17 protein-coding genes are annotated in these 22,477 nt (G+C 40.4%); 11 read left to right on the top strand and 6 right to left on the bottom strand.

Going from position 1 to position 22,477, the window contains the following annotated elements:
- Nucleotides 1–16 precede the first annotated feature (16 nt).
- From R4Z09_RS26895 to R4Z09_RS26885, 3 genes are all read left to right on the top strand, one after another.
- Nucleotides 17–1,609: an AraC family transcriptional regulator gene (locus R4Z09_RS26895; protein ID WP_338449735.1), complete on the top strand. Its 1,593-nt coding sequence runs from the start codon at nucleotides 17–19 to the stop codon at nucleotides 1,607–1,609.
- A 294-nt stretch (nucleotides 1,610–1,903) separates the two neighbouring features.
- Nucleotides 1,904–4,255, top strand: coding sequence for a glycerophosphodiester phosphodiesterase family protein (locus tag R4Z09_RS26890; RefSeq protein ID WP_338449734.1), 2,352 nt, complete (start codon nucleotides 1,904–1,906; stop codon nucleotides 4,253–4,255).
- A gap of 278 nt (nucleotides 4,256–4,533) precedes the next feature.
- Nucleotides 4,534–6,477, top strand: a complete 1,944-nt coding sequence (locus R4Z09_RS26885) for an FUSC family protein (RefSeq protein WP_338449733.1) — start codon at nucleotides 4,534–4,536, stop codon at nucleotides 6,475–6,477.
- A 44-nt stretch (nucleotides 6,478–6,521) separates the two neighbouring features.
- On the opposite strand, the gene R4Z09_RS26880 is transcribed toward R4Z09_RS26885, so the two are convergent.
- Nucleotides 6,522–6,806, bottom strand: a complete 285-nt coding sequence (locus R4Z09_RS26880) for a hypothetical protein (RefSeq protein ID WP_338449732.1) — start codon at nucleotides 6,804–6,806, stop codon at nucleotides 6,522–6,524.
- A gap of 134 nt (nucleotides 6,807–6,940) precedes the next feature.
- Between R4Z09_RS26880 and R4Z09_RS26875 the strand changes: the two genes are divergently transcribed.
- The 8 genes from R4Z09_RS26875 (at nucleotide 6,941) to R4Z09_RS26840 (ending at nucleotide 16,944) form a co-directional block, all read left to right on the top strand.
- Complete coding sequence (locus tag R4Z09_RS26875) at nucleotides 6,941–8,602, top strand: spore germination protein (RefSeq protein ID WP_338449731.1); 1,662 nt, start codon at nucleotides 6,941–6,943, stop codon at nucleotides 8,600–8,602.
- The gene (locus tag R4Z09_RS26870) at nucleotides 8,592–9,806 is read left to right on the top strand and encodes a Ger(x)C family spore germination protein (RefSeq protein ID WP_338449730.1); all 1,215 of its coding nucleotides are present in this window, start codon (nucleotides 8,592–8,594) and stop codon (nucleotides 9,804–9,806) included. The genes R4Z09_RS26875 and R4Z09_RS26870 overlap by 11 nt, the downstream gene beginning before the upstream one ends.
- Nucleotides 9,807–9,831: 25 nt before the next feature.
- The gene (locus R4Z09_RS26865) at nucleotides 9,832–10,962 is read left to right on the top strand and encodes a GerAB/ArcD/ProY family transporter (RefSeq protein ID WP_338449729.1); all 1,131 of its coding nucleotides are present in this window, start codon (nucleotides 9,832–9,834) and stop codon (nucleotides 10,960–10,962) included.
- 138 nt (nucleotides 10,963–11,100) lie between these two features.
- Entirely contained in the window at nucleotides 11,101–12,216 is a 1,116-nt protein-coding gene (locus tag R4Z09_RS26860) for a GerAB/ArcD/ProY family transporter (protein WP_338449728.1), read from the top strand.
- A gap of 182 nt (nucleotides 12,217–12,398) precedes the next feature.
- Nucleotides 12,399–13,172: an IclR family transcriptional regulator gene (locus R4Z09_RS26855; RefSeq protein ID WP_338449727.1), complete on the top strand. Its 774-nt coding sequence runs from the start codon at nucleotides 12,399–12,401 to the stop codon at nucleotides 13,170–13,172.
- 319 nt (nucleotides 13,173–13,491) lie between these two features.
- The gene (locus R4Z09_RS26850; protein ID WP_338449726.1) at nucleotides 13,492–14,844 is read left to right on the top strand and encodes an aromatic ring-hydroxylating dioxygenase subunit alpha; all 1,353 of its coding nucleotides are present in this window, start codon (nucleotides 13,492–13,494) and stop codon (nucleotides 14,842–14,844) included.
- Entirely contained in the window at nucleotides 14,844–15,368 is a 525-nt protein-coding gene (locus tag R4Z09_RS26845) for a 3-phenylpropionate/cinnamic acid dioxygenase subunit beta (protein WP_338449725.1), read from the top strand. Before R4Z09_RS26850 ends, R4Z09_RS26845 begins: the two co-directional genes overlap by 1 nt.
- Before the next feature lie 277 nt (nucleotides 15,369–15,645).
- Nucleotides 15,646–16,944, top strand: a complete 1,299-nt coding sequence (locus R4Z09_RS26840; protein ID WP_422392321.1) for an MFS transporter — start codon at nucleotides 15,646–15,648, stop codon at nucleotides 16,942–16,944.
- A 484-nt stretch (nucleotides 16,945–17,428) separates the two neighbouring features.
- On the opposite strand, the gene R4Z09_RS26835 is transcribed toward R4Z09_RS26840, so the two are convergent.
- From R4Z09_RS26835 to R4Z09_RS26815, 5 genes are all read right to left on the bottom strand, one after another.
- The gene (locus tag R4Z09_RS26835) at nucleotides 17,429–18,253 is read right to left on the bottom strand and encodes a metal-dependent hydrolase (RefSeq protein ID WP_338449724.1); all 825 of its coding nucleotides are present in this window, start codon (nucleotides 18,251–18,253) and stop codon (nucleotides 17,429–17,431) included.
- 141 nt (nucleotides 18,254–18,394) lie between these two features.
- Nucleotides 18,395–19,264 (bottom strand): MurR/RpiR family transcriptional regulator, encoded by an 870-nt coding sequence (locus R4Z09_RS26830; RefSeq protein ID WP_338449723.1) that lies wholly within the window; start codon nucleotides 19,262–19,264, stop codon nucleotides 18,395–18,397.
- Between the two features lie 100 nt (nucleotides 19,265–19,364).
- Nucleotides 19,365–20,069 carry an N-acetylmannosamine-6-phosphate 2-epimerase gene (locus R4Z09_RS26825; protein WP_338449722.1) on the bottom strand — a complete coding sequence of 235 codons (705 nt, stop codon included), beginning with the start codon at nucleotides 20,067–20,069 and terminating at the stop codon, nucleotides 19,365–19,367.
- A 33-nt stretch (nucleotides 20,070–20,102) separates the two neighbouring features.
- Nucleotides 20,103–21,647: a maltose/glucose-specific PTS transporter subunit IIC gene (locus tag R4Z09_RS26820; protein ID WP_338449721.1), complete on the bottom strand. Its 1,545-nt coding sequence runs from the start codon at nucleotides 21,645–21,647 to the stop codon at nucleotides 20,103–20,105.
- Between the two features lie 279 nt (nucleotides 21,648–21,926).
- Complete coding sequence (locus R4Z09_RS26815; RefSeq protein ID WP_422392221.1) at nucleotides 21,927–22,445, bottom strand: PTS sugar transporter subunit IIA; 519 nt, start codon at nucleotides 22,443–22,445, stop codon at nucleotides 21,927–21,929.
- Nucleotides 22,446–22,477 lie beyond the last annotated feature (32 nt).

The raw sequence follows: 22,477 nt of genomic DNA, 5'->3' as shown, positions 1-22,477 counted from the left end.
AAGGAGATAATGAACCATGGCCTCAAGGATTCTATTATTTGTTGATCCTCAAATTAGTCAATTATTATATCAATCTGCTAGCTCATTCCACTCTCAATTTGACATCATATGTAACACAAGTTCGTTTGAAGAATTCAGTGATAAAGTATTTGAATTGAAACCAGACATTGTTATTTTTCATTTAGCTTCGCCTATTTATCAAGCGCAAAACTTTTTTGCAGATTTGGCCGAAGCGGAACTGTCTCCAATATTATTGGCTTATTCCACGATTTCCAAAGAAAAACTGACATATGCGATTACTACTTATCATGATTCCAACTTTCCAAACGAACTAGAGAACTTTTTTACAACAGCACTTCATGAGCATTACCATTGTTTTCCTAATTATATTGGGGAAAGTGATACGGCAAATCTCATTATGAATCAGCGCCTCGAAAAATTGGAAAGAACGGAATTTTTGAAGGACATTTTACGCGGAGTAACAAAAGGTGAGTTTCTTTATTATCAAAAGCAGGCAGAGCTTCGTTTGAAAAATGATGGGTATTTTTTATATTTATGGGATCTACAAGATATTGAATATGTTGATCATCACTTAAATAAAAATATCTATTATTGGGTGGGAGAAATCTTGTGTGAAGAATGCCAGACCGTATTAGATCAATATAATGGGGGAGAAGTATTCTATATTAGTCCTACATTACTATGTCTCATTATTAATGACGTTCAGACAAATAGTGAAGTCACACGTTATCAAACACTTGAGGAATTAACAAAAAAATTAAACTATGTATTAAATTGCAAAACCGCTGTTCGATATCGAAGCAAGAGAATAAAAACGATTGAGGATATTCGTCCAGCTTATGATACCTTTCACCGACTTAAGGGCTATCATTTTTTCTGCCGGGAAGCAGAGGTCCTCACACCTAGTCTGCTTGATAAATCAAGTAAAGAAGTAGACTGCAATGAAATAGAGCAAAGCTTAAAACAAATTAAAGAATACATCCAGCATCAATTCACAAATCCTCAATTGCTACAATTACTAGAGGAGCTTTTTTTGGAAAAAATTAAGCCAAGCTTAAACTATCAACTATACTTTTATTCTCAAACAGGAATCTATGCTGCTTTACATGAGAAATTTGGAGCTGTCCTCAAGCAGTCACTGATTGAAAACACTTCACCACAAGAGTTAATCTATTCATCTATCGAACAAAAATATACAGATATTCTCGAAACGATTCATCTTTTAAGAGGTGAAGTCTCCAATCGGTATATGATTAAAAATCCAATGGTCTTAGAGGCGATTGATTATATCCATGAACATTTCGAAGAAGATATTAACTTAAAAACGATGGCAGATGACTTAAGAATCAATCATTCTTATTTAAGTCAGATATTTACAAAGGAAATGGGAATCACGTTAAAAAAATATTTAATTACCTATCGCATACAAAAAGCAAAGGAGATGCTCGAGTCCAGCAACGAGTTAGTTTATACAATCGCCGCCAAAGTTGGATTTTTTGAAGCCAAGCACTTCTCCAAAACATTTAAAAAAATCACAGGCCACACACCATTGCAATATAAAAAACAATTCTCAAAGGACTTCATCTAAAGCCGGGAAAAGTAAGTTGCCAAAAATAGAGAGAGGCTGTGCCAAAAGGTCTTTATTCGACCGTTTGGCACAGCCTCTCTTTCTTCACCATAAGGGCGAAGCAGGGGGACGGTTCTCCTGCTCACTTTCCATCGTTTAGGAAGCAAAAGAACCGTCCCCCTGCTTCCATTCATAGGACTAATGAATCAAAAGTGTGAACTTTACAAATATTTATGTTTCCTTAATATTCTCTCTACGTTTGTTTGACACAATATGACATAGCTAATCTAGTAAAAGTAGGGAGAGGTTCGTTAAATGTCGAAAAAACAGAAAAAGCAGCACAGAAAAGTGACACCAATTGTATTAACTAGTTTAATGGCGATTGGGATTAGTTCAATTCCAATAATTCCTGGGACAACGGTTCAAGCTAGCGGACAAGAGAGCTTGCTAGTTACTGAGAATTTTGATCAACTGACAGGACAAACATTGCCGAATGGCTGGAAGCTGCTTGAAGGCCAAGCTGAGGTTAAGGAGGGCAAACTGCAGCTGACATCACCAGCAACTTCAAAACCAAGCCGTGTCTTGATTCCGCTAGAAGATGAGTCGGGTGATTATGTATTTGAAGCCGATATGACGTTTATCTCAGCTGTGGAGGATACACGCTGGGCATCGATGATGTATCGCGTTCAAGAGGATAACTATCCATATTATCAATTTGCGGTAAGAAGAGGGACAACTGCGTTAAACGGACTGGAGTTTGCGATTCGCAATGAACGAAATCAGTGGGATGTACCGGAAAAAACCTTTTATCCAGAACCTTTTCAGTTCGGTAAAAGCTATCATTTAAAAATCGTTGCAAAGGATAACCGTGTACAACAATTTGTAAATGGGCAGCTTGTCATTGATACTGATTTAGCAACTAAATGGTCTAAAGGGGATGTTGGATTCCAGGCGGCAGGCGTTACGGTCCAATTTGATAATGTAAAAGTAACCACGAATACGGAAGAATTGCCGCCGTTAGAGAATTCAAAGGCTTTCCTTGCTGATGAGCCTGAAACCAATATCGTCAATGCGCCAACTGTTATTTCTAATTTTGAAACTGTTGAAGAAATTGCGAATAGCCAGGATGTTTCTTCGATGATTCTACCCGTACATACCAATGCTCAGGGCAAATTGTTTGTAAACGATACACCGCTTTCCGAAGTGATTAAAGCGATGAAGGGAAAAATGATACCGATTTTCCAAATCCAAGATGAAAAAACGATTACAGGACTACAGGATTTTATTAAAGCCCAGCAGCTTCAAGATATATCTGTAATGTCTTCAAATACTGAGCTAGTAAAACAATTCAAGGAAGGAATTCCGTTCGTCAGGGGAGCTGTTTTTTACACAAAAAATGCTTTAAATAAACATGATCTGAAGGAATTGGCGCTGCAAATCCATGAAAGCAATGCAAAGGTCGCAGTTATTCCGCAAAAGCTAATTACTCCAGAAGTCGTGCACTACTTACATAGCCGTACGATATCAATTTGGGGAATCGGTGGCGAGAATGAAAGTGATGCGCATAGTCTGATCCATTTAGGTGTTGATGGAATCATTGCTAAAGATGAACAGGCAGCCGTATCTGCTTACAGCCAATATCCTGAAAATACAATTGTTCAGCGTCCGATTGTTGCTGCGCATCGCGGAGTTCCATCGCTCGCGCCTGAAAATACAATGGCAGGCTACCAATTAGCCTATGAACTTGGCGCGGACTTAATTGAAACGGATGTACAACGGACAAAGGACGGACATCTTATAATCATGCACGATTATACGGTTGACCGTACAACAAACGGAACAGGGAATGTAGCAGACCTAACCCTAGAACAAATCCGTGCTTTAGATGCCGGCATCAAATATGGCCCTGAATTTGCAGGAGAAAAGGTACCGACTTTCCGGGAATATCTGCAAGCTTTTAAAGGAAAAGATGTGGTACTGCTAGTTGAACTAAAAGCCACTGATGTTGCTGAGCAGACGATGAAGGAAATTGAAGAAGAAGGTATGACCGATCAGGTCCTCATTCAAAGCTTTCATTTAGGAGAAATAATCAAGTCAGATGAAGTAAATCCTCAAGTGGGGATTGGCTACCTATTCTCGGCAGGCGTTCCAGCTACAACCGATGCAAAGTTAAAAAATGCCCAGCAAATGCTTAACTACGCTTCCGGTATGAATGCCACACTGAATGCAAGCTATGGCAGCATATCTAAAGAATTTACCACTTATATGCGCCAGCGCGGTATGATGAATATGCACTGGACGTTTAGAAATGAGCAGCACTTAGGAAATCAGCTGGAGCAAGGAGTAATCGGACCAATCACAGATTACACTCAATGGCTGACAGATGTACCAATCCGTCTGGAAACACCAATCAAAAAGCGAAATCTAAAAGTTGGAGATTCTGCAGTTATCCAAGCAAAAGCCTTTATGCACTACCGTGAAGACAAGAAAGAAAATATTGAAACAAAACTCTTTGTATCCGGTGACCAAGACAATGTTGTCGTTGAAGGAAACACCATCAAAGCACTGAAACCAGGCAAAGTAAATGTATTTGTCACACATACTTTCAGTGCACATGGAAAAGAATGGAACCTAGTAGCTGAACCAGTTGAAGTAAATATTCGCTAAAAAAGGACCCCATGTTTCCAAAGCAATGAGAGGGCTCCCCAGTTTTAATGCAGAGGGACGGTTCTCTTGCTTCCTTCTACACCCCTTTGGAAGCAAGAGAACCGTCCCTCTGATTTGCTCTGCAGTGAGATATCTGCAGAGATTTTTTTGTTGGTCATTAAAAAAAGGCGGGTTAGTGATGACAGGCTGTTTGTGAATAACTGCCCAACTTTATCGGAATGATAATGAAGATTGTGTGTTTTTTGATGAGGTATACTTTATAGAAAGAAGCGATTATGATGAGCGATAACAAAACGACTGAATCCGCAGAATCCAACACTCCCAAACCCCCGTCGATATTCAAACAGGCTTTGACTGTGAATCGAAAGCCATTTCCATGGGTGAAGGCTTTTAGCGCTGGGGTGTCTGCGGCATTGCCTGTATTAATAGGATTGTGGCTCGGTAATTTTGCCTATGGGTTAATTGCAGGAATGGGCGGCTTCACGTATCTCTATACATTCAACATTCCCTATGCTCAGCGAGCGAAGAAGCTGTTCTTTGTTGTGCTTGGAATGACTTTTGTTGCCTGGCTCGGAACGGTAGCGGCTCCTTATCCGTTAGCGGTTTCGATTTTGATAGGATTAATCGGGGCCGTAGCTGTGTTTATTTTTGGTGCTTTAAAAATCATCGGACCTTCGGCGATCTTTTTCGTATTAGTGTTTGCGATGACCACAGGCATGCCGATTCAGCCGGAGCTTGCTTTTCTTCGTGCCAGCCTTGTCTTCTTGGGAGGAACACTGTCATGGATCATCGCCATGATTGGCTGGTTTTTTGAGCCCCATGGTCCAGAAACAACTGTTGTCAAAAGAGTTTTCCTTGAGCTTGCTGCCTTGCTTGATTCAATCGGGACTGAGAAATTTCATGAGGCAAGACATCGGGTAATGTCCGTACTGAAGGAGGCAGAAGAGACGCTTGCTGCCGGATATATTTCCTGGAGGGAAGACAACTTTTTTAAGCGTCTGTATGTATTAAACGACCATGCAAATGTAATTTTTTTATACATACTTGAACATTTTTCGAAAAAAAGTGCTCCAATGCCGCCTGAATTGGGGGATGCTGTGAGGGAAATCGCCTATTCAATGGATAGAAAAAAGAAACAGGCAACACCAAAACGAATTCTTCAGCCGAATGATATGGATGAATCGGTTGCTGCGCTGTTTGTTGCTGTATTTGATGCTGACGCCGTTATGAATGAACCAAACTCTAAGATTGAACAAGTGATTGAAATTTCTAAGCCGTCCTATAAGGGTGTCTTTTTAGGGGCCTTTGATAAAAGTTCAATTGTGTTTATTTCGGCTGTTCGTTTCGGGGTTATTACGATGATTGCGGCTATTTTTGCCTATCAATTTGAGCTGGAGAGATCTTATTGGGTGCCGTTATCCTGTGTCGCTGTGATGTCAGGTGCTACTATTGTTTCAACCTTTCATCGTGCGATTCAGAGGGCTCTTGGTACAATGATGGGGATTGTGATTGCCGGTTTAATTCTTGCTGCACATCCGACTGGATACATGATTATCTTTTTTATTCTCCTTTTAACCTTTATAACGGAGCTTTTTATTGTAAAAAATTATGGTTTAGCAGCGCTATTTTTTACACCTAATGCGTTGTTGATGGCAGAAAGTACCAATCCAGGTACCTTTAGTTTTAATTATTTTGCCTCTGCTAGAATTATTGATGTTGTGATTGGGATAGCGATTGGTCTAATCGGTGTATGGCTGGTAGGGAGGCGGTCAGCGTCAAGTTTGCTCCCTCATGTCATTACGAAAACAATTCGCAGTCAGGGGCAATGTTTGTTCATTCTTTTCACAAATCAAGGAGCTGGATTTTATGCTCCTGACAGCCGGGAGCTTTTGAAGATGAGAACGAACTTATTTCATGCCCAAACCCTTTACAGTACTGCAGCAGGCGAGATTCCGGTCAAACCAAGCGTACTAGAATATTATTGGCCGGTCCTTTTCTCCATCGAACACTTAGCCTATTTACTAGAAAATTGCTCGAAAAATCCAGTCAGGCCGATTCTTTCTGACTCAACCCTAGCTCAGTTACTTTATGTATTCGAAACCATGGCCAACGCAGCAAACCGAAAACTCCCTCCACCATTGAAGGTGATCCCAGAAATCCAGCAATTCTCAAGTATCCAAAAAGCGGTTATCCGTCTGCAAAAATCAATGAGAAAGGCTTGAATCTAGAGGTCGAGGCAGATGGGCTTTTTGGTTTTCTCCCTCTTTTACTGCCCTTCGGAAGCAGGAGAACCGTCCTCCTGTTCCTCTGTGGAGGAATCAAGAGAACCGTCCCCGCGCTTCCTTTTTTTGATGAAGGATTGAATGAATTGAATTGCTAGTAGGAAGAGAAAGAAGAAGAGGACAGCCTGTTCAGGGGCCTCCATAACGTTAAAGGGGCTGAGTGCATTTCGTATCGATGTGGCTAAGTCAAATCCTTGCAGAATATCTATCGTTAAAGAAAAAGCGATTAAAGGAATCATGATTAAAATACAAATGCCGAGGATTTTCATTTTTTATCACTCTCCATTCTAATATATTTCCCAGTTTGTTATTTCCTATAAATGAATAGACGTTGGCGGAATAGGCATAATATTCCTTGATTGGTAAGCGGGGAATATTTAAGTAAAGTAGGTGTTTTTGACAGATGCCGCCATTTTTTAAGCGTCAAAAACAAAAAAGACAAAAAAATAATGAAGGTTTGAGCAGAGAGAACCAACCTGATTCTAGCAGTAAGAGCCAGGTTAGTAACCGTTTGCCAAAATTCTTAACGGAATCTTTATCTCATAATCTGGATGTAATCAAACAAAAGACAGGTAACAGTCCTGACATCATCATTCGAATATTAAAGGTGGGTAGAGACCCAGGGATTCGAATGGCGATTGTTTATGTAGAGGGAATTGTAAATGGTCAATCTATCCATGACTTTATCCTTGAATCCATTATGGAAAACAGTACCCTACGAGAAAAGATGGGAGCGAAGGAAACCCTGAATGTTCTTGCAGAGGATGTTGTTGCACTTGGAACGGTAAAGGAAATCAGCCTATGGGATGATCTGTTTTCCTCATTAATGTCAGGCGAATCGGTTATTCTGTTGGATGGGATCGATCGTGGATTAATTGCCGATACAAAAGGCGGTGAGCAGCGTTCTGTAGAGGAACCAAGCAGCCAGGTTACCGTACGCGGTCCAAGAGATGGTTTTACCGAATCGCTAAGGACCAATACCTCTCTAGTGCGCCGAAGAATTCAAAATCCTGATTTATGGATGGAGTCGATGAAAATTGGCAAGGTAACAAAAACAGATGTTGCCATCATGTATATAAAAGGGATTGCAAATGAGGAAATTGTGGAAGAAGTACGTAATCGATTAAGCAGAATTAACATCGACAGTGTCCTAGAATCTGGGTATATCGAACAGATGATTGAAGATCAGACCTTTACCTCATTTCCAACACTTTATCATACAGAAAGACCGGATTCAGTGACGGGAAATCTTCTGGAGGGAAGGGTCGCCATTTTTGTCAATGGGACACCATTTGTGCTGATTGCACCAGCTGTTTTTATCCAGTTTTTTCAGTCTGTTGAAGATTATTATGCTCGTTTTGATATTGCCACTGCACTAAGATTTTTACGCATCTTAATTTTCTTTATTTCTCTTGTTGGTCCTTCTATTTATATTGCTGCGACAACCTTTCATCAGGAAATGATACCGACTAATTTGCTTTTTGCGGTTGCCGCACAGCGGGAAGCAGTGCCATTTCCAGCATTTGTCGAAGCTGTCATCATGGAAATAGCATTTGAAATTTTGCGTGAAGCAGGGATCCGAATGCCAAGAGCTGTTGGATCAGCGATATCGATTGTTGGGGCACTAGTTATTGGACAGGCTGCTGTAGAGGCTGGAATTGTTTCACCTGCAATGGTTATTGTTGTAGCGATTACAGCCATTGCAAATTTTGCCACTCCATCCTTTTCGATTGCGATATCAGCCCGGTTGATTCGCTTTTTATTTATGCTGATTGCTGCAGTATTTGGTTTTTATGGAGTGATTCTTGGGATGATCATGCTGGTGGTACATTTATGCGGGCTTCGCTCCTTTGGAGTACCTTATATGTCTCCGCTTGCACCTTTTATTCCTGGTAATAATGATGATACGGTGATTCGAGCACCATGGTGGGCTTTCACACATAGACCAAAAATGATCAGTAAAGGAAATATGGTTCGTGAAGGGAAAGATCAGAAACCGAAGCCTCCTGAGAGCCGTTTAATGGATAATGATCAAACACAAAAGGATGACAACGATGGGATGTAGATGGGGACTTCTTTTCATTATGTTTGTTAGCGTATCCGTTCTTTCAGGGTGCTGGAGCCAAAAGGAGCTAACCGATCTCGCATTAGTTTCAGCGATGGGTATTGATAAGAATGAAAAAGGAAAATATGTCACCACTTTTCAAATTGTTAATCCGGGAAACGTTGCTGCGGGTAAACAAGGAAGCAATCAAGCATCTCCAGTCACGGTTTTTACCATTACGGGGAATAATGTGGTTGAAACAAGCAGGGAGGCAACAAAGCAGATTCCCCGCAGATTGTACTATGCCCATACGAACCTGGTCGTGATTAGTGAGAAACTAGCAAAAGAAGAAGGGATCTTAAAGATTTTTGATGCTATGGACCGTGACCCAGAATTTCGAACGACTACAACAGTGATCATTGCCCGGAATACAACAGCTGCAGAAGTTGTCAATAAGTTAACGGCAATTGAGAAAGTCCCGGCAAATAAGGTGATAAAAACCCTTGATTCTTCTGAAAAGAGATGGGGGGAATTTTTTAATGTCATGATTCAAGATGTCATAAGGGACCTTGTATCTGCAGGCCGGGAGCCAATGATTAGTGGATTTTATATCAAGGGGAATTCTAAGGACGGTAAAAAGATGAATAATTTACAGCAGACGACCCCCGATGGGCAGCTTGTAGTAAATGGCATGGCAGTCTTTAAAAAGGGTAAATTGATTAGTTGGCTTCAAGGAGAACCGGCAAGGGGAGCCTCCTTTATTTTAAATAAGGTTCAATCCTCCGATATCAATATTAATTGGGAGGGAGAAAAAGAGGCGATTGCCTATGAACTAATCAGGCAAAACACAAAAGTATCTGCCAGATTGAAAAAGGATGGGGTACCAGCCGTCACGATTCATACACGCGCGGAAGGTGATATTGGTGAATTAATGGTACCTATTGATATAACGGACCCAATGGCTTTATTAAAAATAGAAAAAGTAGTGGAAAAAGAAATTGAAAAAGAGATAAAAATGGCAGTAGAACGTGCTCAAAAAGATCAATCCGATATCCTTGGGTTTGGTGAAAAGGTCCATTTGGCCAATCCAAAAGCCTGGAAAAGGATGAAACAGGACTGGAATGAGATTCACTTTCCGAAAACGGAAGTGACCGTGAAGGTTGATGCCTTTGTGAGGCGAACTGGTATTAGAAATAAATCTTATCTCTCAAATATGGAAAAGTGAGGCTTTGAAAGGAGGTAATCATTCGGTGGAAAACGCAAAAATTAGTAGAAATCAGCTCTTTATTCTCATTGTTTTATTGGAACTTGGGAGTGCTTTACTGGTGCCTACTGCGATTGAAGCCAAACAAGATGCATGGCTGGCCATTCTTATCGCCATGGGAGGCGGTTTATTCTTGTTTTCCATTTACCTTTACCTTTTTCAACAATATCCTGATATTCCCTTGACTGAATACCTTCCTGTGATATTCGGAAAAGCAGCAGGACGTTTTCTCGCTTTTCTTTACGTGCTTTATTTTACTTATATTGCTTCAAGGCTTCTGCGAACATTTGGTGAAATGCTTAGTACTATTGCTTATAGGGATACACCTATCATTATTACTAACCTACTATTCATCTGTGTCGTCATGTATGCAGTCCGCAAAGGAATAGAGGTATTAGCGAGAGCCGGTGAATTATTTTTTATCTTTTTGTATCTGCTAGCTATTTCGGGATTTATTTTGATTGTCGTTTCTGGTCTGATCGAATTGAATCAATTAAGACCTATATTGGAAGAGGGTTTTATGCCGGTTTTAAAGAGTGCCTTTACACAAACCTTGTACTATCCATTTGGGGAAGTCATTGTCTTTGCGATGATCCTTCCCTATTTGAATCATCCCAAACAAGTAAAAATAACTAGTATGCTGGCATTGGGATTAAGCGGAATTAATTTGGCAATAGTGATGGTTATAAATATCAGTGTCATTGGCGTTGACCTGACGGTTCGTTCACCATACCCTCTTCTATCTACCATTCAGAGCATCCAGATTGCTAAATTTTTAGAACGTCTGGATGTTTATTTTATGTTTGCGATGATTATCGGCGGCTTTTTTAAAATTAGTCTCTATTTGTATGCAGCGGCCGTAGGAGCGGCAAACTTGTTTCGAATAAAAGAATCGGCACGGCTGGTGTTTCCTTTGGGATTTGTTATTTTGATTATGTCCCTTTCTATTGCAAGCAACTCTGTAGAGCATAAACGAGAAGGTGTAGAATTGGTTACAGTTGTTCTTCATCTTCCCTTCCAAGTAATCATTCCTTTATTACTTCTTATCGTTATTTTTTTAAAAAAAAGATACAAAAACGGTGCAATGGCAAAAGGTGATAAGGAGCATCAAGGGTAATTCTGGATTGCCCTCTAAAAGCATGTGAAAGGCAGAGTGAAAACGAATGGAATGCAATTACTTTCCTCTGTCCTGGAATTGAAAGCGATGTTATGTATAGTATTGGAGTCATAATTAAGCTAAAGGAAGTGTCCATCCGTGGAAAAGGCGAAAATTAGTAATTGGCAGCTATTTGTTCTCCTATTATTGTTTGAACTAGGGAGTGCTCAGTTAGTTCCGACTGCAATTGGAGCAAAACAGGATGCCTGGATGGCTATATTGATTGCCATGGTCGGGGGATTTCTGTTGTTTTTGATTTATCATCGTCTTTACCAGTACTATCCTAATATCCCCTTAACAGAATATGTACAAAAGTTAACTGGAAAAATATTTGGCCGGTTTTTTGCCTTTTTATATATTCTTTATTTTTCATATGTTGCAGCACGAGTACTGCGGGATTTTGGGGAAATGCTCGTGACTGTTGCGTATCTTGAAACACCTTTATTTATTGCCAATGCATTATTCATGGTTGTGATTATTTATTCCGTCCGTAAAGGGATTGAGGTGTTAGCAAGAGCTGGTGAATTATTTTTTGTACTTATATATATCCTAGCTATTTCAGGTTTTATATTACTAGTGGCATCCGGTACGATTGATGTCAATAATCTACGGCCGGTTTTGGAAGAAGGAATCATGCCTATATTGACCAGTGCTTTCACAGAAACCTTGTTCTTTCCGTTCGGTGAGGTCATCGTGTTTGCCATGATAATGCCCTATTTGAATAAGCCTGAAAAAGTGAAGAAGACAGGTTTGCTGGCAATCGGACTAAGCGGTATCAACCTGACACTTGTCATGGCAATGAATATTTGTGTTCTTGGTGTGGATCTTACATCGCGTTCGCCATTTCCTCTTTTATCTACGATTCAGACCATCCAGATAGCTGAGTTTTTGGAACGATTAGATGTATATTTTATGATAGCGATGATAATCGGGGGCTTTTTTAAGATATGTCTTTTTATCTATGCAGCAGTAGCAGGAGCATCCGGTATATTTAACATTAGTCAACCTGAAAAGCTGGTTTATCCAATGGGACTTGTGATTTTGTTTTTATCTATTACCATTGCAAGTAATTATACCGAACACCTGCATGAAGGGATTACACATATTACATTCATTCTTCATCTCCCATTCCAAGTGATCATCCCATCCTTCCTTCTTGTGATTGCCTTTTTTAAAAATAGGAAAAAGCAGGGGGCGGTTATAAAAGCTGAATAGCCTTAGAACCGTCCCCGTGCTTCTATTTGAAAAGGAAGCAAGAGAACCGTCCCTCTGAACCCAAAGAGAACACCTCAAGACCCCCGGCATCTATGAAATGAGTGGTTTTTAATAGGAAAATAAGGTAAGATACTGTAAATACATAGATAATAGAGCGAGGGTTCGTAAGGGGGGAAGCAGTGATGAGAGAGTTAAACATAGAGCCGATTCGGGCCGTGGAACGGGCGATTCAGATTTTGAACTGTTTTAGCTTTGAACGACCGAACTTAACAATTGAAGAAATTATTGAGAAAACGAAGTTGGCTAAGGCAACCGTTTATCGTTTGCTATGGACGATGGAGAAAAATGGTCTTATTTATTTTGATCAGAAGGAAAATATGTACCGGCTTGGCTACAAGCCGTTGGAATATGGCGGAATTGTCTTAGAACACTTGGATGTCCGGAGGGAAGCGGATCCTTATTTGCAGGAGCTTCAGGAGCATACAGGGCATTCGACGATTCTTGCTGTTCCTCAAGGAACCAATTTGCAATATCTGCTGCGTTACGATAGCGACGAGGGTTTCCAGCCTCGTAACTTTATTGGAAGAAGGCGGATTCTGCATCATGGTGGCCTTGGCATCGTGTTATTGGCGTACAAGCCTGAGAAATTTGTCCAGAAGCTTCTCGATGAACATCCGCTTGAAGAACATACACCTAATACATTGGTTGAACCTGAATCATTTATGCAAAGGCTTCGGGAGATCCGTCAAAAAGGTATTTTTGTTGATGAAGATGAAACTTTCATGGGATATACGGCTATTTCAGCACCGATATTTGGAACTGGAAATGAGCCAGTTGCAGCGATTGCTGTTTCAGGACCGAGTTTTAAAATTCAAGGGCAGGCGAGGGAAAAACTTTCACAGCAGCTGCAAGCTGTGGCAGGGAAAATATCGAGAAGAATGGGTCATATAGATTGAAAATCATCTCTTTCTACAGAGGTGATTTTTTTTATTAAAATGTTTTGACAAATTAGAAAACTTTGTATATATTATGAGTATGAATTCATTATATGAATTAACAATTCACTAGATGAATTAAAAAGGATAACTAAAGTTTATTTATTTCTACATTTCAAAAGGAGGGAATCCTTTCAAGTAGGATGCTATTTTATAAAATCATAAAATGAAAACGTTAGCACAAATGAATGATACTTAGGACACCATTTAAAGTTAGTGAACACATAGGAACACTCAGAAGATGCATAACTTTTACAAAAATTAAAGGAGGTTCTAAAAAATGGGGATTAGATCAAACATTGATCAAAAGACGATTCAACAGTTAAAGGAGAAAATGGAGCAGGGTTTATTGCCGCAATGGGTCATCACGGATCCGGATATCTATCAATTAGAGGTGGAGAAGATTTTCGGGAAAACGTGGCAGTTCCTTGCACATGAAACAGAGCTGAAGGAGCCGGGAAGCTATGTGACCCGCTGGATTGTGAATGACCCGATCCTTCTTGTAAAAAACAAGGAGGGAAAGATTAAAGCGTTTCTTAACTCCTGTTCGCACCGCGGGGTTCAGCTTTGTACTGCAGACCGCGGAAATAAGAAAACGTTTACATGCCCGTATCATGGCTGGAGCTATAATCTCGAAGGCGATCTGATTGGGATTGTGGCGGGAAATAAAGTGTATGGCGAGGAGATGTGCAAGACGGAATGGCGTCTACGCGAGATTCCTCAAGTCGCCAGCTATCAAGGCATGATCTTTGGAAACCTCGACCCGAATGCCGAGCCGTTGGACGACTATTTAGGAGAAATGAAATGGTATTTTGATCTTATGCTAGGCAGAGGAGACGGCGGGATGGAAGTCAGGGGAGTCCCTCAGCGCTGGGTAGCGAAAGCCAATTGGAAATCAACTGCTGAAAACTTCGCTGCTGATCCGTACCATGTTCAAACTACCCACCGTTCTACTGTTGAAATGGGAATCAGCCCGGAAGATCCGCTTTATGCAGGGTACGGCCATCAAGTTGTCATGAAAAATGGCCACGGTATTAATGTCATTACATCTGCAACAGGGAAGGCGCGGGTTCCATTCCAAGGGATGCCAGAAGAGATGTGGCCGATGTTTGAAAAAAATCTCACTCCTGAACAGCTTGATATTCAATCAAGAGTAACGGTTTTCGTTGGCGGTGCTTATCCGAATTTATCATTTGTCAGCCCGATTCACGGAACAGAGGGACACCTGCACAACTATCTGAACTTCAGACTTTGGAGACCAATTGGACCGGACCATGTTGAGGTTTGGTGCTGGTTCATGATCGATAAGGCGGCACCTGAGGAATATAAAGAAGCTGCTTATCGCGGCTACCTTGGTTCTTTTGGACCTTCGGGAACATTGGAGCAGGATGATACTGAAACATGGGCAAGGATCGTGGAATCAAGCAAGGGCTTAATGGCGAGGGACAAGGAACTGAGCTACAACAGTGTGTCCAATTATTTAATGGGATTAACAAATGTGGAGCCGGACGAGTCTTTCCCAGGGCCGGGGACGGCTTACCCGACTTGTTACACGGATGCTCTATCAAGAAGATTGCATGAAAACTGGCTTGAGCTCATTTCGAAGGATCTTTACGTGAAGGAGGAAGTGTAATGAGTACAGTGGCACAACCAATCACCTTTGAAGTACAACAGGAGATCAGCAACCTGCTTTATCATGAGGCGTACCTTTTGGATAACCGGAAGTTTAAAGACTGGCTGGATCTTTTGACGGATGATTTAGTTTACAGAATGCCGTTGCGTGAGACGGTTGACGGCGGTATTGAGGCCGAGAACATTGTAGAAGATATGGCCTTTTTTGAAGAGACGAAGACATCACTGAAGACAAGGGTGCTCCGGCTTTATACAAAATCGGCGTGGGTTGAAAATCCGGCGACCCGTCAGCGGCATTTTATATCCAATATCGTGATCGAAGGTACGCCGAATCATGATGAGTACAAAGTGAGAAGTTACTTCTTGTTCAAGCGCAGCAGGGGGTCGCAGCGTGAAGTGGAGCAAATGTTTGGCGAGCGCCATGATATTGTCCGTAGAGAAAATGGGCAATGGAAAATCGCATCACGGACGATTTATCCGGATCAAGCTGTGATTACGACAATGAATATGAGCATGTTTTTGTAAGAATTGTGGACAAAGGGGATGTTGATTGCAAGAGCAGAACTGGCTTGGGGTGTGCCGGTGTCTGCAAGTTGGCAATCGGTTAACGGGGAAGTTTTTTTAAAAAAAAGGAAGGTCTATTACTCTAGCTTTTGTGGTCCTTGTTAATGTGGGGATGTTGACAGGCAGTAAAGAAAAGTCAAGCAGCGATAGATTTATATTACATAAGGGGTTGGTAAGTGTGCGGTCCATTAATGTTTCGGAAGTGGTGGCTTCCAGTAAATTTAACCGTTTTCATCTAATGGTGTATCTATGGTGTTTCTTTGCTATTGCGTTTGATGGCTATGATATTGCTATGTATGGGGTCGGCTTGTCCTGGATGATGGAGGAGTGGACATTAACAGCCGTACAGGCGGGTGCCATCGGAAGTTATTCGTTAGTCGGCATGATGGTAGGAGCCCTTGTTTTTGCTCCGCTTGCCGATAAAGCCGGTCGAAAAAAAGTGTTAGCTATTTGTATGCTGTTGTTCAGTATCTTTACACTGCTGGCAGGTGTTGCACCAAACCCTGTTTTTTTCACCATCATGCGCTTCATTGCAGCGCTGGGAATGGGCGGTTTAATGCCGAATGTTATTTCTTTAATGACAGAGTATTCGCCTAAAAGTAACCGGGCCGTTATTGTTGCAACTATGTATTGCGGCTATTCAGTCGGAGGAATTCTGGCATCTTTGATTGGGATGTATGTAATTCCGACTTTTGGCTGGAGAGTGCTCTATTGGATTGGAGTGATTCCGCTCTTTACGTTACCGTTTTTTATGAAACAGTTTCCTGAATCATTATCTTATTATATGATCCGAAAACAAACGAAAAAATTAGTCAGCATTTTAAATAGGGTTGACCCGTTGGGTGACTACAAAGAGCATGAGAATTATCAAATGGCAGCTGTCGGAAAGAATGCGAAAGGTTTTCCGGTCAAAAAGCTATTTGAAAATAAACGCGCAGGAAGTACCTTTGCCTTCTGGCTGGCGGTTTTCAGCTGTCTCTTGATCGTATATGGCTTGAACACTTGGCTGCCGAAAATCATGCAGCAGCAGGGCTATGGTCTTACGTCCAGCTTAACGTTTAATCTTGTATTATGTGTAGGACAAGTCGGCGGTGCGCTGCTAGGCGGATATTTAGCTGATAAAATCGGACATAAAAAGGTTCTTGCCGGCTTGTATATCATTGGTGCTGTCTGTTTTGTGATGCTAAGTTTGAATACCAATATTACAGCTTTATATTTCCTTATTGCCTTAGGGGGAGCCTGCAGCGTAGGTGCGCAAAATATCGCCAACCCATATATCTCGGAATATTACCCAAGTGAAATACGGGCAACTGGCATTGGCTACGCAGTGGGAATCGGAAGAATTGGCTCAATTCTTGCCCCAACTCTCTTTGGTCTAATCCTGGCAACCGGCATCGACCCGCAAAAAGCCTTTATCGCCTTTGCCGTCCCAAGCATCATCGCCGCCATCGCCATCACCCTCGTCCAAGAAAAACACGGCAGCTTCGACAAAGTTAATGCGAAGCAGAGGGACAGTTCTCTTGCTTCCAATCAGTAATGCAGGGGGACGGTTCTCCTGCTTCCGTCCGAATTTTGAATGCGGGTTGACCTGTGAAAACAGGGTTGACCAGTGAAAATTTAATTAGTGTTGTCCCTTCTAGAATTTTATAAAAAAGGAGAGTTGTCGTTAAGTATGACTCTCCTCTTTTTTATGTAAAAATGCAAAAGACGCCTGTCATAGACAGACGTCTTTTCTGCGTTTGCGGCAATGGACCGGACGACCACATTCGTGCGTTTAGCATTTAAGCTTGACCATTGACTTATGCAAATTAGCTCATCGCTTTATTAATATACCATTCGTTTACAAGATTAACAAGTGAATCTTAAAGATGGAAGTAAGTTACAGGTTTATTTCCCTCTCTCTTACTTGGATTGAATATTATTTCGTTAAATGAATAGTTGGTGGGCCTCGTGATTAACCCTCAAGAATTCAAGGATTCTATACCAGGAATAAAGGAAGCAAAAGAACCGTCCCCTTGCTTCTAAGAAAATTCCATGTCTCCTAAGGTTTCTGACCAGGGGGTTTTGTTGAATTCTTTTTCTTCGCCATAGTTGAGGGTGATGACGGCTGTTTTTTTGTAGTCTTTTAGTAGTCCTTTTAGTTCGTTGTCTCTGTCGGTCATGAATTTTACGACAGGGAAGGCTTGTAGTAATTGTTTTAACGACTCCGGAGAGGGTGCGGTTTCGTTGCTTGGAAAAGTATGACTTGGGATGACATAGCGAACGTTAAGTAAATTTTTTACCGCATAAGCTGCTTCTTTCGGTCCCATCGTAAAATGTCCTGAAGAGGAAAGAATTGCAATTTCCGGCTGATATACATCCTGAATCAGCTTCATATCTGTCATGATTGCCGTGTCGCCAGAGTGATAAAGGGTATAATCATCTTGAAAAGCAAAAATATATCCGGCCGCTTCACCGGCATATACAGGATTCGCGCCCTTTGTTTCTGCATAGGAGGAAGTATGCTTTGCCTGTACCATTGTGACCGTCACATCATCAAAGGAAACAGACCCTCCTGTGTTAATCGGCAGGACATTTTTGATTCCTTGATTTAATAAAATAAGTGCCAATTCATACTGCGCCACAATCATGACATCGGGTTTATGGCTGACTAATTTAGCAAGGCCGCCTGTATGATCGATATGTCCATGTGTTAAAAAAACACAGTCGATCGACTGATAGAAATCCGCCTTATCCAAATGCTGCGGAAAACCAGGATTCATGTCAAAAAAAGGGTCAATCAAATACTGTTTCCCTGCGTTACTCGTCAACACATACATCGCATGTCCAAGCCGCCATATTTTCATTAAATTAAATTCCCCCTCAAAAAACAAGATTCACTCAATTTTATTTTTGAGAGAGAAAAATAGAACAGGGAGAATTTTTTTCAGCTTCATCGAATTTTATAAAACGAGAACCCAAAAAACTGTAAGAACAGGTTTGATTGTTCACTCAATATCCTTTAAGGCTTTTAATGTTTTATCACGAGTCTGGTTTCTGTTTATATAGTCTTTGGCAACGAAGTCTGTATAGATTAAATCAAAGAGTAAAAATAATGGTAAGGATGGAGAGATATTCTGACCCATATGCATATTACTTTTACTGGTTACAGCGAGTGTTAAATCAGATAAACGAGCCAGCTCAGATTCTTTTTGACTTGTGATGGCAAGAATCGTTGCCCCTTGCTGTTTGGCAATCTTCACGGCATTGATGACTTCCTTTGTATTTCCTGAGACAGAAATTCCAATAACTAAACTACTTTCAGTACTTAAGGCTGCATCCATCGCCGCTTGATGCGGGTCTGTAATGGACTCTACGTTGACGCCAATTCGAAAAAACTTCCATTTAAACTCTTGGGAAGCAATCCCTGAATTGCCAATTCCATAGACATGAACCTTCTTCGCAGCATTTAAAAGGGTCACAGCTCGCTGGATATCAAAATAAGTTATTTTACGAAACGTATTTTCAATGATATCAATATGGTTTTGATACAGCTTAGCAAAATAATCAATGTCTTTGATATCGCTATTGAAAATCGGCTTGTTTCTTAAGTCGATATACCGTTTTAATTCATGCTTAAATTCATTGAAGCCCGAAAAAGAGATTTTTTGACAGAAACGAGTGATGGTTGCTGGTGAAATATGAATCTTTCTTGCAATTTGACTAATGGACAGCTGACTGATTTCATCAGGATTATGTATGATGTAAAGTGCTAATTCTGCCTCAGAGCTTGTAAATTTTTCCATGCTGCAGACAATCCCGTTAAGTAAATTTTCACCAAGATACTCCATATCTTTCACCTCTTTTTCGACTTCCATATTTTCTTCTTTACAATGTATTCTACTAAGTAGGAAGGACTCCTATACTACTAGTAATCCCAATTTAACAAAAATAACCCAGGCAGCAGCCTGAGTTATTTTAGAATAGATTATCCATTTTCAAAGCATCTGCAAATCTTTTAGTGATAATCTGTGGTCTTGTAATCGCTCCGCCTACAACAACGGCATGAACACCGATATCTAAGACAGACCGGGCAATTTCCGGCGTCGAAACATTTCCCTCTGCAATCACCTTCGCCTTCTTCACTTCTTTAATAATCTGTTTGATAACGAAATAGTTATGATCATCTATTTTGAGACCTTTAGTTTTTTCTGTATAGCCATATAAAGTTGGAGCTACGATATCAAATCCTAATTCATCGGCAAAAATCGCTTCTTCTACAGAGGATACATCTGCCATTAAAACAAGATCAGGATATTTTGCCTTTACATTTTTATAAAAAGTCTCTAAATTACTGCCATCAGGACGTAATCTTGCTGTCGCATCTGTTGCAATAATTTCAGCACCTGTTGCTGCTAAGGCATCGATTTCTTTCATTGTCGGTGTAATAAAAACAGGATTCTCTCCGTACACTTGCTTAATAATCCCGATTACAGGAAGGTCCACTTGTTTTTTGATTTCCAAGATATCAGCAACAGAGTTGGCACGAATCCCAACTGCTCCCCCTTCTTTTGCCGCTAATGCCATACGGCCCATAATAAATGAGCTGTGTAAGGGTTCACCTTCCAAGGCTTGACACGAAACAATGAGTCCTCTTTCAATCTGTTCTAATACTTGCTGCATATTCACACGTCCTTATATATATATAAATTACGTTTATTGTTTATCTAGTAGCTCTTCTACTTCATTTTTAACAATCGTCACTTGTGGTCCGTAAATGATTTGGATACCGGTTCCTTTTTTCACAATTCCTTTTGAACCTGTTGTTTTAATGATATCATCATTTACTAAGTTTTCATCTTTAATGGTTACACGTAAACGAGTAGCGCAACAGTCGACGATATCAATGTTTTCAGCTCCGCCTAATCCTACTACGATTGTTTTCGCACGGTCTGTAGCTGTAACTTGTTCTGCACCAGTTATTTGTTGCTCCTCATCTTCACGACCAATCACTTTCAAGTTTCTTTTCTTGATTAACAACTTGAATGTAAAATAATATAGGAAGAACCATGGTATACCAACTAATAATACATACGGCCAATTTGTTTTATCGACACCTTGTAGAAGTCCAAATAGGATAAAGTCGATAAATCCGCCAGAGAACGTTTGACCAACTGTAATATTGAAAATATCCGCCATCATAAACGCTAATCCATCAAATGCAGCATGTACAACATATAATATTGGTGCAACAAATAAGAAACTAAATTCAAGTGGTTCTGTAATACCTGTTAAGAAAGAAGTTAATGCGGCTGAAAGTAAGATACCCGCTACCACTTTTCTATTTTTAGGTTTAGCACAGTGATAAATTGCTAATGCTGCACCTGGTAATCCAAACATCATCGTAATAAAACGACCTGACATGAATCTTGATACACCTTCATAATACTGCTCTGTTGTTGGATCAGCTAATTGAGCAAAGAAAATGTTTTGCGTTCCGCTGATTAACTTTCCGCCAATTTCCATTGTACCGCCTAAAGCCGTTTGCCAGAAAGGAAGATAGAAAATATGATGAAGTCCTAAAGGTCCAAGCATACGTAAAATAAAACCATATAGCAAGGTTCCAATTTCGCCTGTAGTGGTTACTAATGCTCCAAGTTGATTAATTAAAAGTTGGAAATACGGCCAAATTACAAATAGTATTGCACCGACAAGAATGGCTGTGAAAGAAACAACGATTGGAATAAATCGTGATCCGCCAAAGAATCCTAAAACTTGTGGAAGCTGTATTTTGTTATATTTATTGTGTAAAGCGGCTGCTACAATGCCTATGATTATCCCGCCAAACACACCTGTTTCTAGTGTCTGAATTCCAACAGCTACTCCCTGGCCTGCCCCTGCTAAATTATCTGCAGCAAGTTTCCCTGTAAGGGAAAGCAAGGCGTTTATGGTAGCGTTCATAACAAAATAACCAATCATAGCTGCTAATCCAGCCGTACCTTTATCAGAACGGGCTAAACCAACCGCTACACCCACCGCAAAAATAATTGGCAGGTTTGCAAACACGATATTACCAGCTGCACTCATGATCGTAAAAATAGCTTGCAGCCATGCGATATCTAAAAATGGATAAGCTGAAACCGTATTAGGGTTAGACAGCGCTCCACCTATTCCCAGTAATAGACCAGCAGCAGGTAAAACGGCAATGGGAAGCATAAACGATTTACCAAACTGCTGAGCTTTTTCAAAAGCCTTTTTCATTGATGTAACCTCCTTCATGTCGTAAAAAAGTTTTAATATCGCTTACATGGTTATCATATAGGCCTAACGAATGATATTCAATGGAGTTGAATTCGTTTTCATAGGTTTTCAACATTTTGCTTCTTTTAATGAAAATCTTTTCATCAATTTTATAAAGGGTATGTAGATACCCCTTCCTCATACATTCATTTGGTCATAACAAAAAGACTATTTAAAAGAGATTTCATCCCATTCAAATAGTCTTTAGTAAAAGGGGGACTATACTAGCTGCACTTCAGCTTATTCAAAGGACAATATATCATTTTCCCCTTGTTTTACTTTTCCAAGTTTTTTCACATGTATCCTAGTGGAATCTGTAAATACGACGGGAACAACTGATGAAGTAGCATTTTTCTTGATGTATTCTAAATCAAACTTCAATAGCTCCTGTCCTTTTTCAATGGGATCTCCATCGTTAACCAGTGCTGTAAAACCTTCACCCTTTAGGTTAACTGTTTCTAATCCAATATGAATAAGAAATTCATAGCCTTCTTTTGAACGAATTCCCATCGCATGCTTTGTAGGAAAAACGTTGAGGATTTCACCGTCGACAGGTGAAACCACTAAGCCAGCCTCAGGAATAATAGCAAATCCGTCACCCATCATTTTTTCTGAAAATACAGGATCTTCCACCTCAGTAATCGCGATTATCTTACCTTCAATTGGCATAATAAAATCATGACCAATTTCAGACTTTTCTTCATGTTGTTTTGATGTACTGGCTGCCTCTTTATTTTTACGTTTAAAAAGACCAAACATAAGGTTATCTCTCCTTTTGAATATATAAATGG

Source organism: Niallia oryzisoli (assembly GCF_036670025.1).
GTDB lineage: Bacteria > Bacillota > Bacilli > Bacillales > Cytobacillaceae > Bacillus_BD > Bacillus_BD oryzisoli.
The sequence above is the reverse complement of the archived record's forward strand: the minus strand, read 5'-3'. Positions and strand labels throughout refer to the sequence as shown.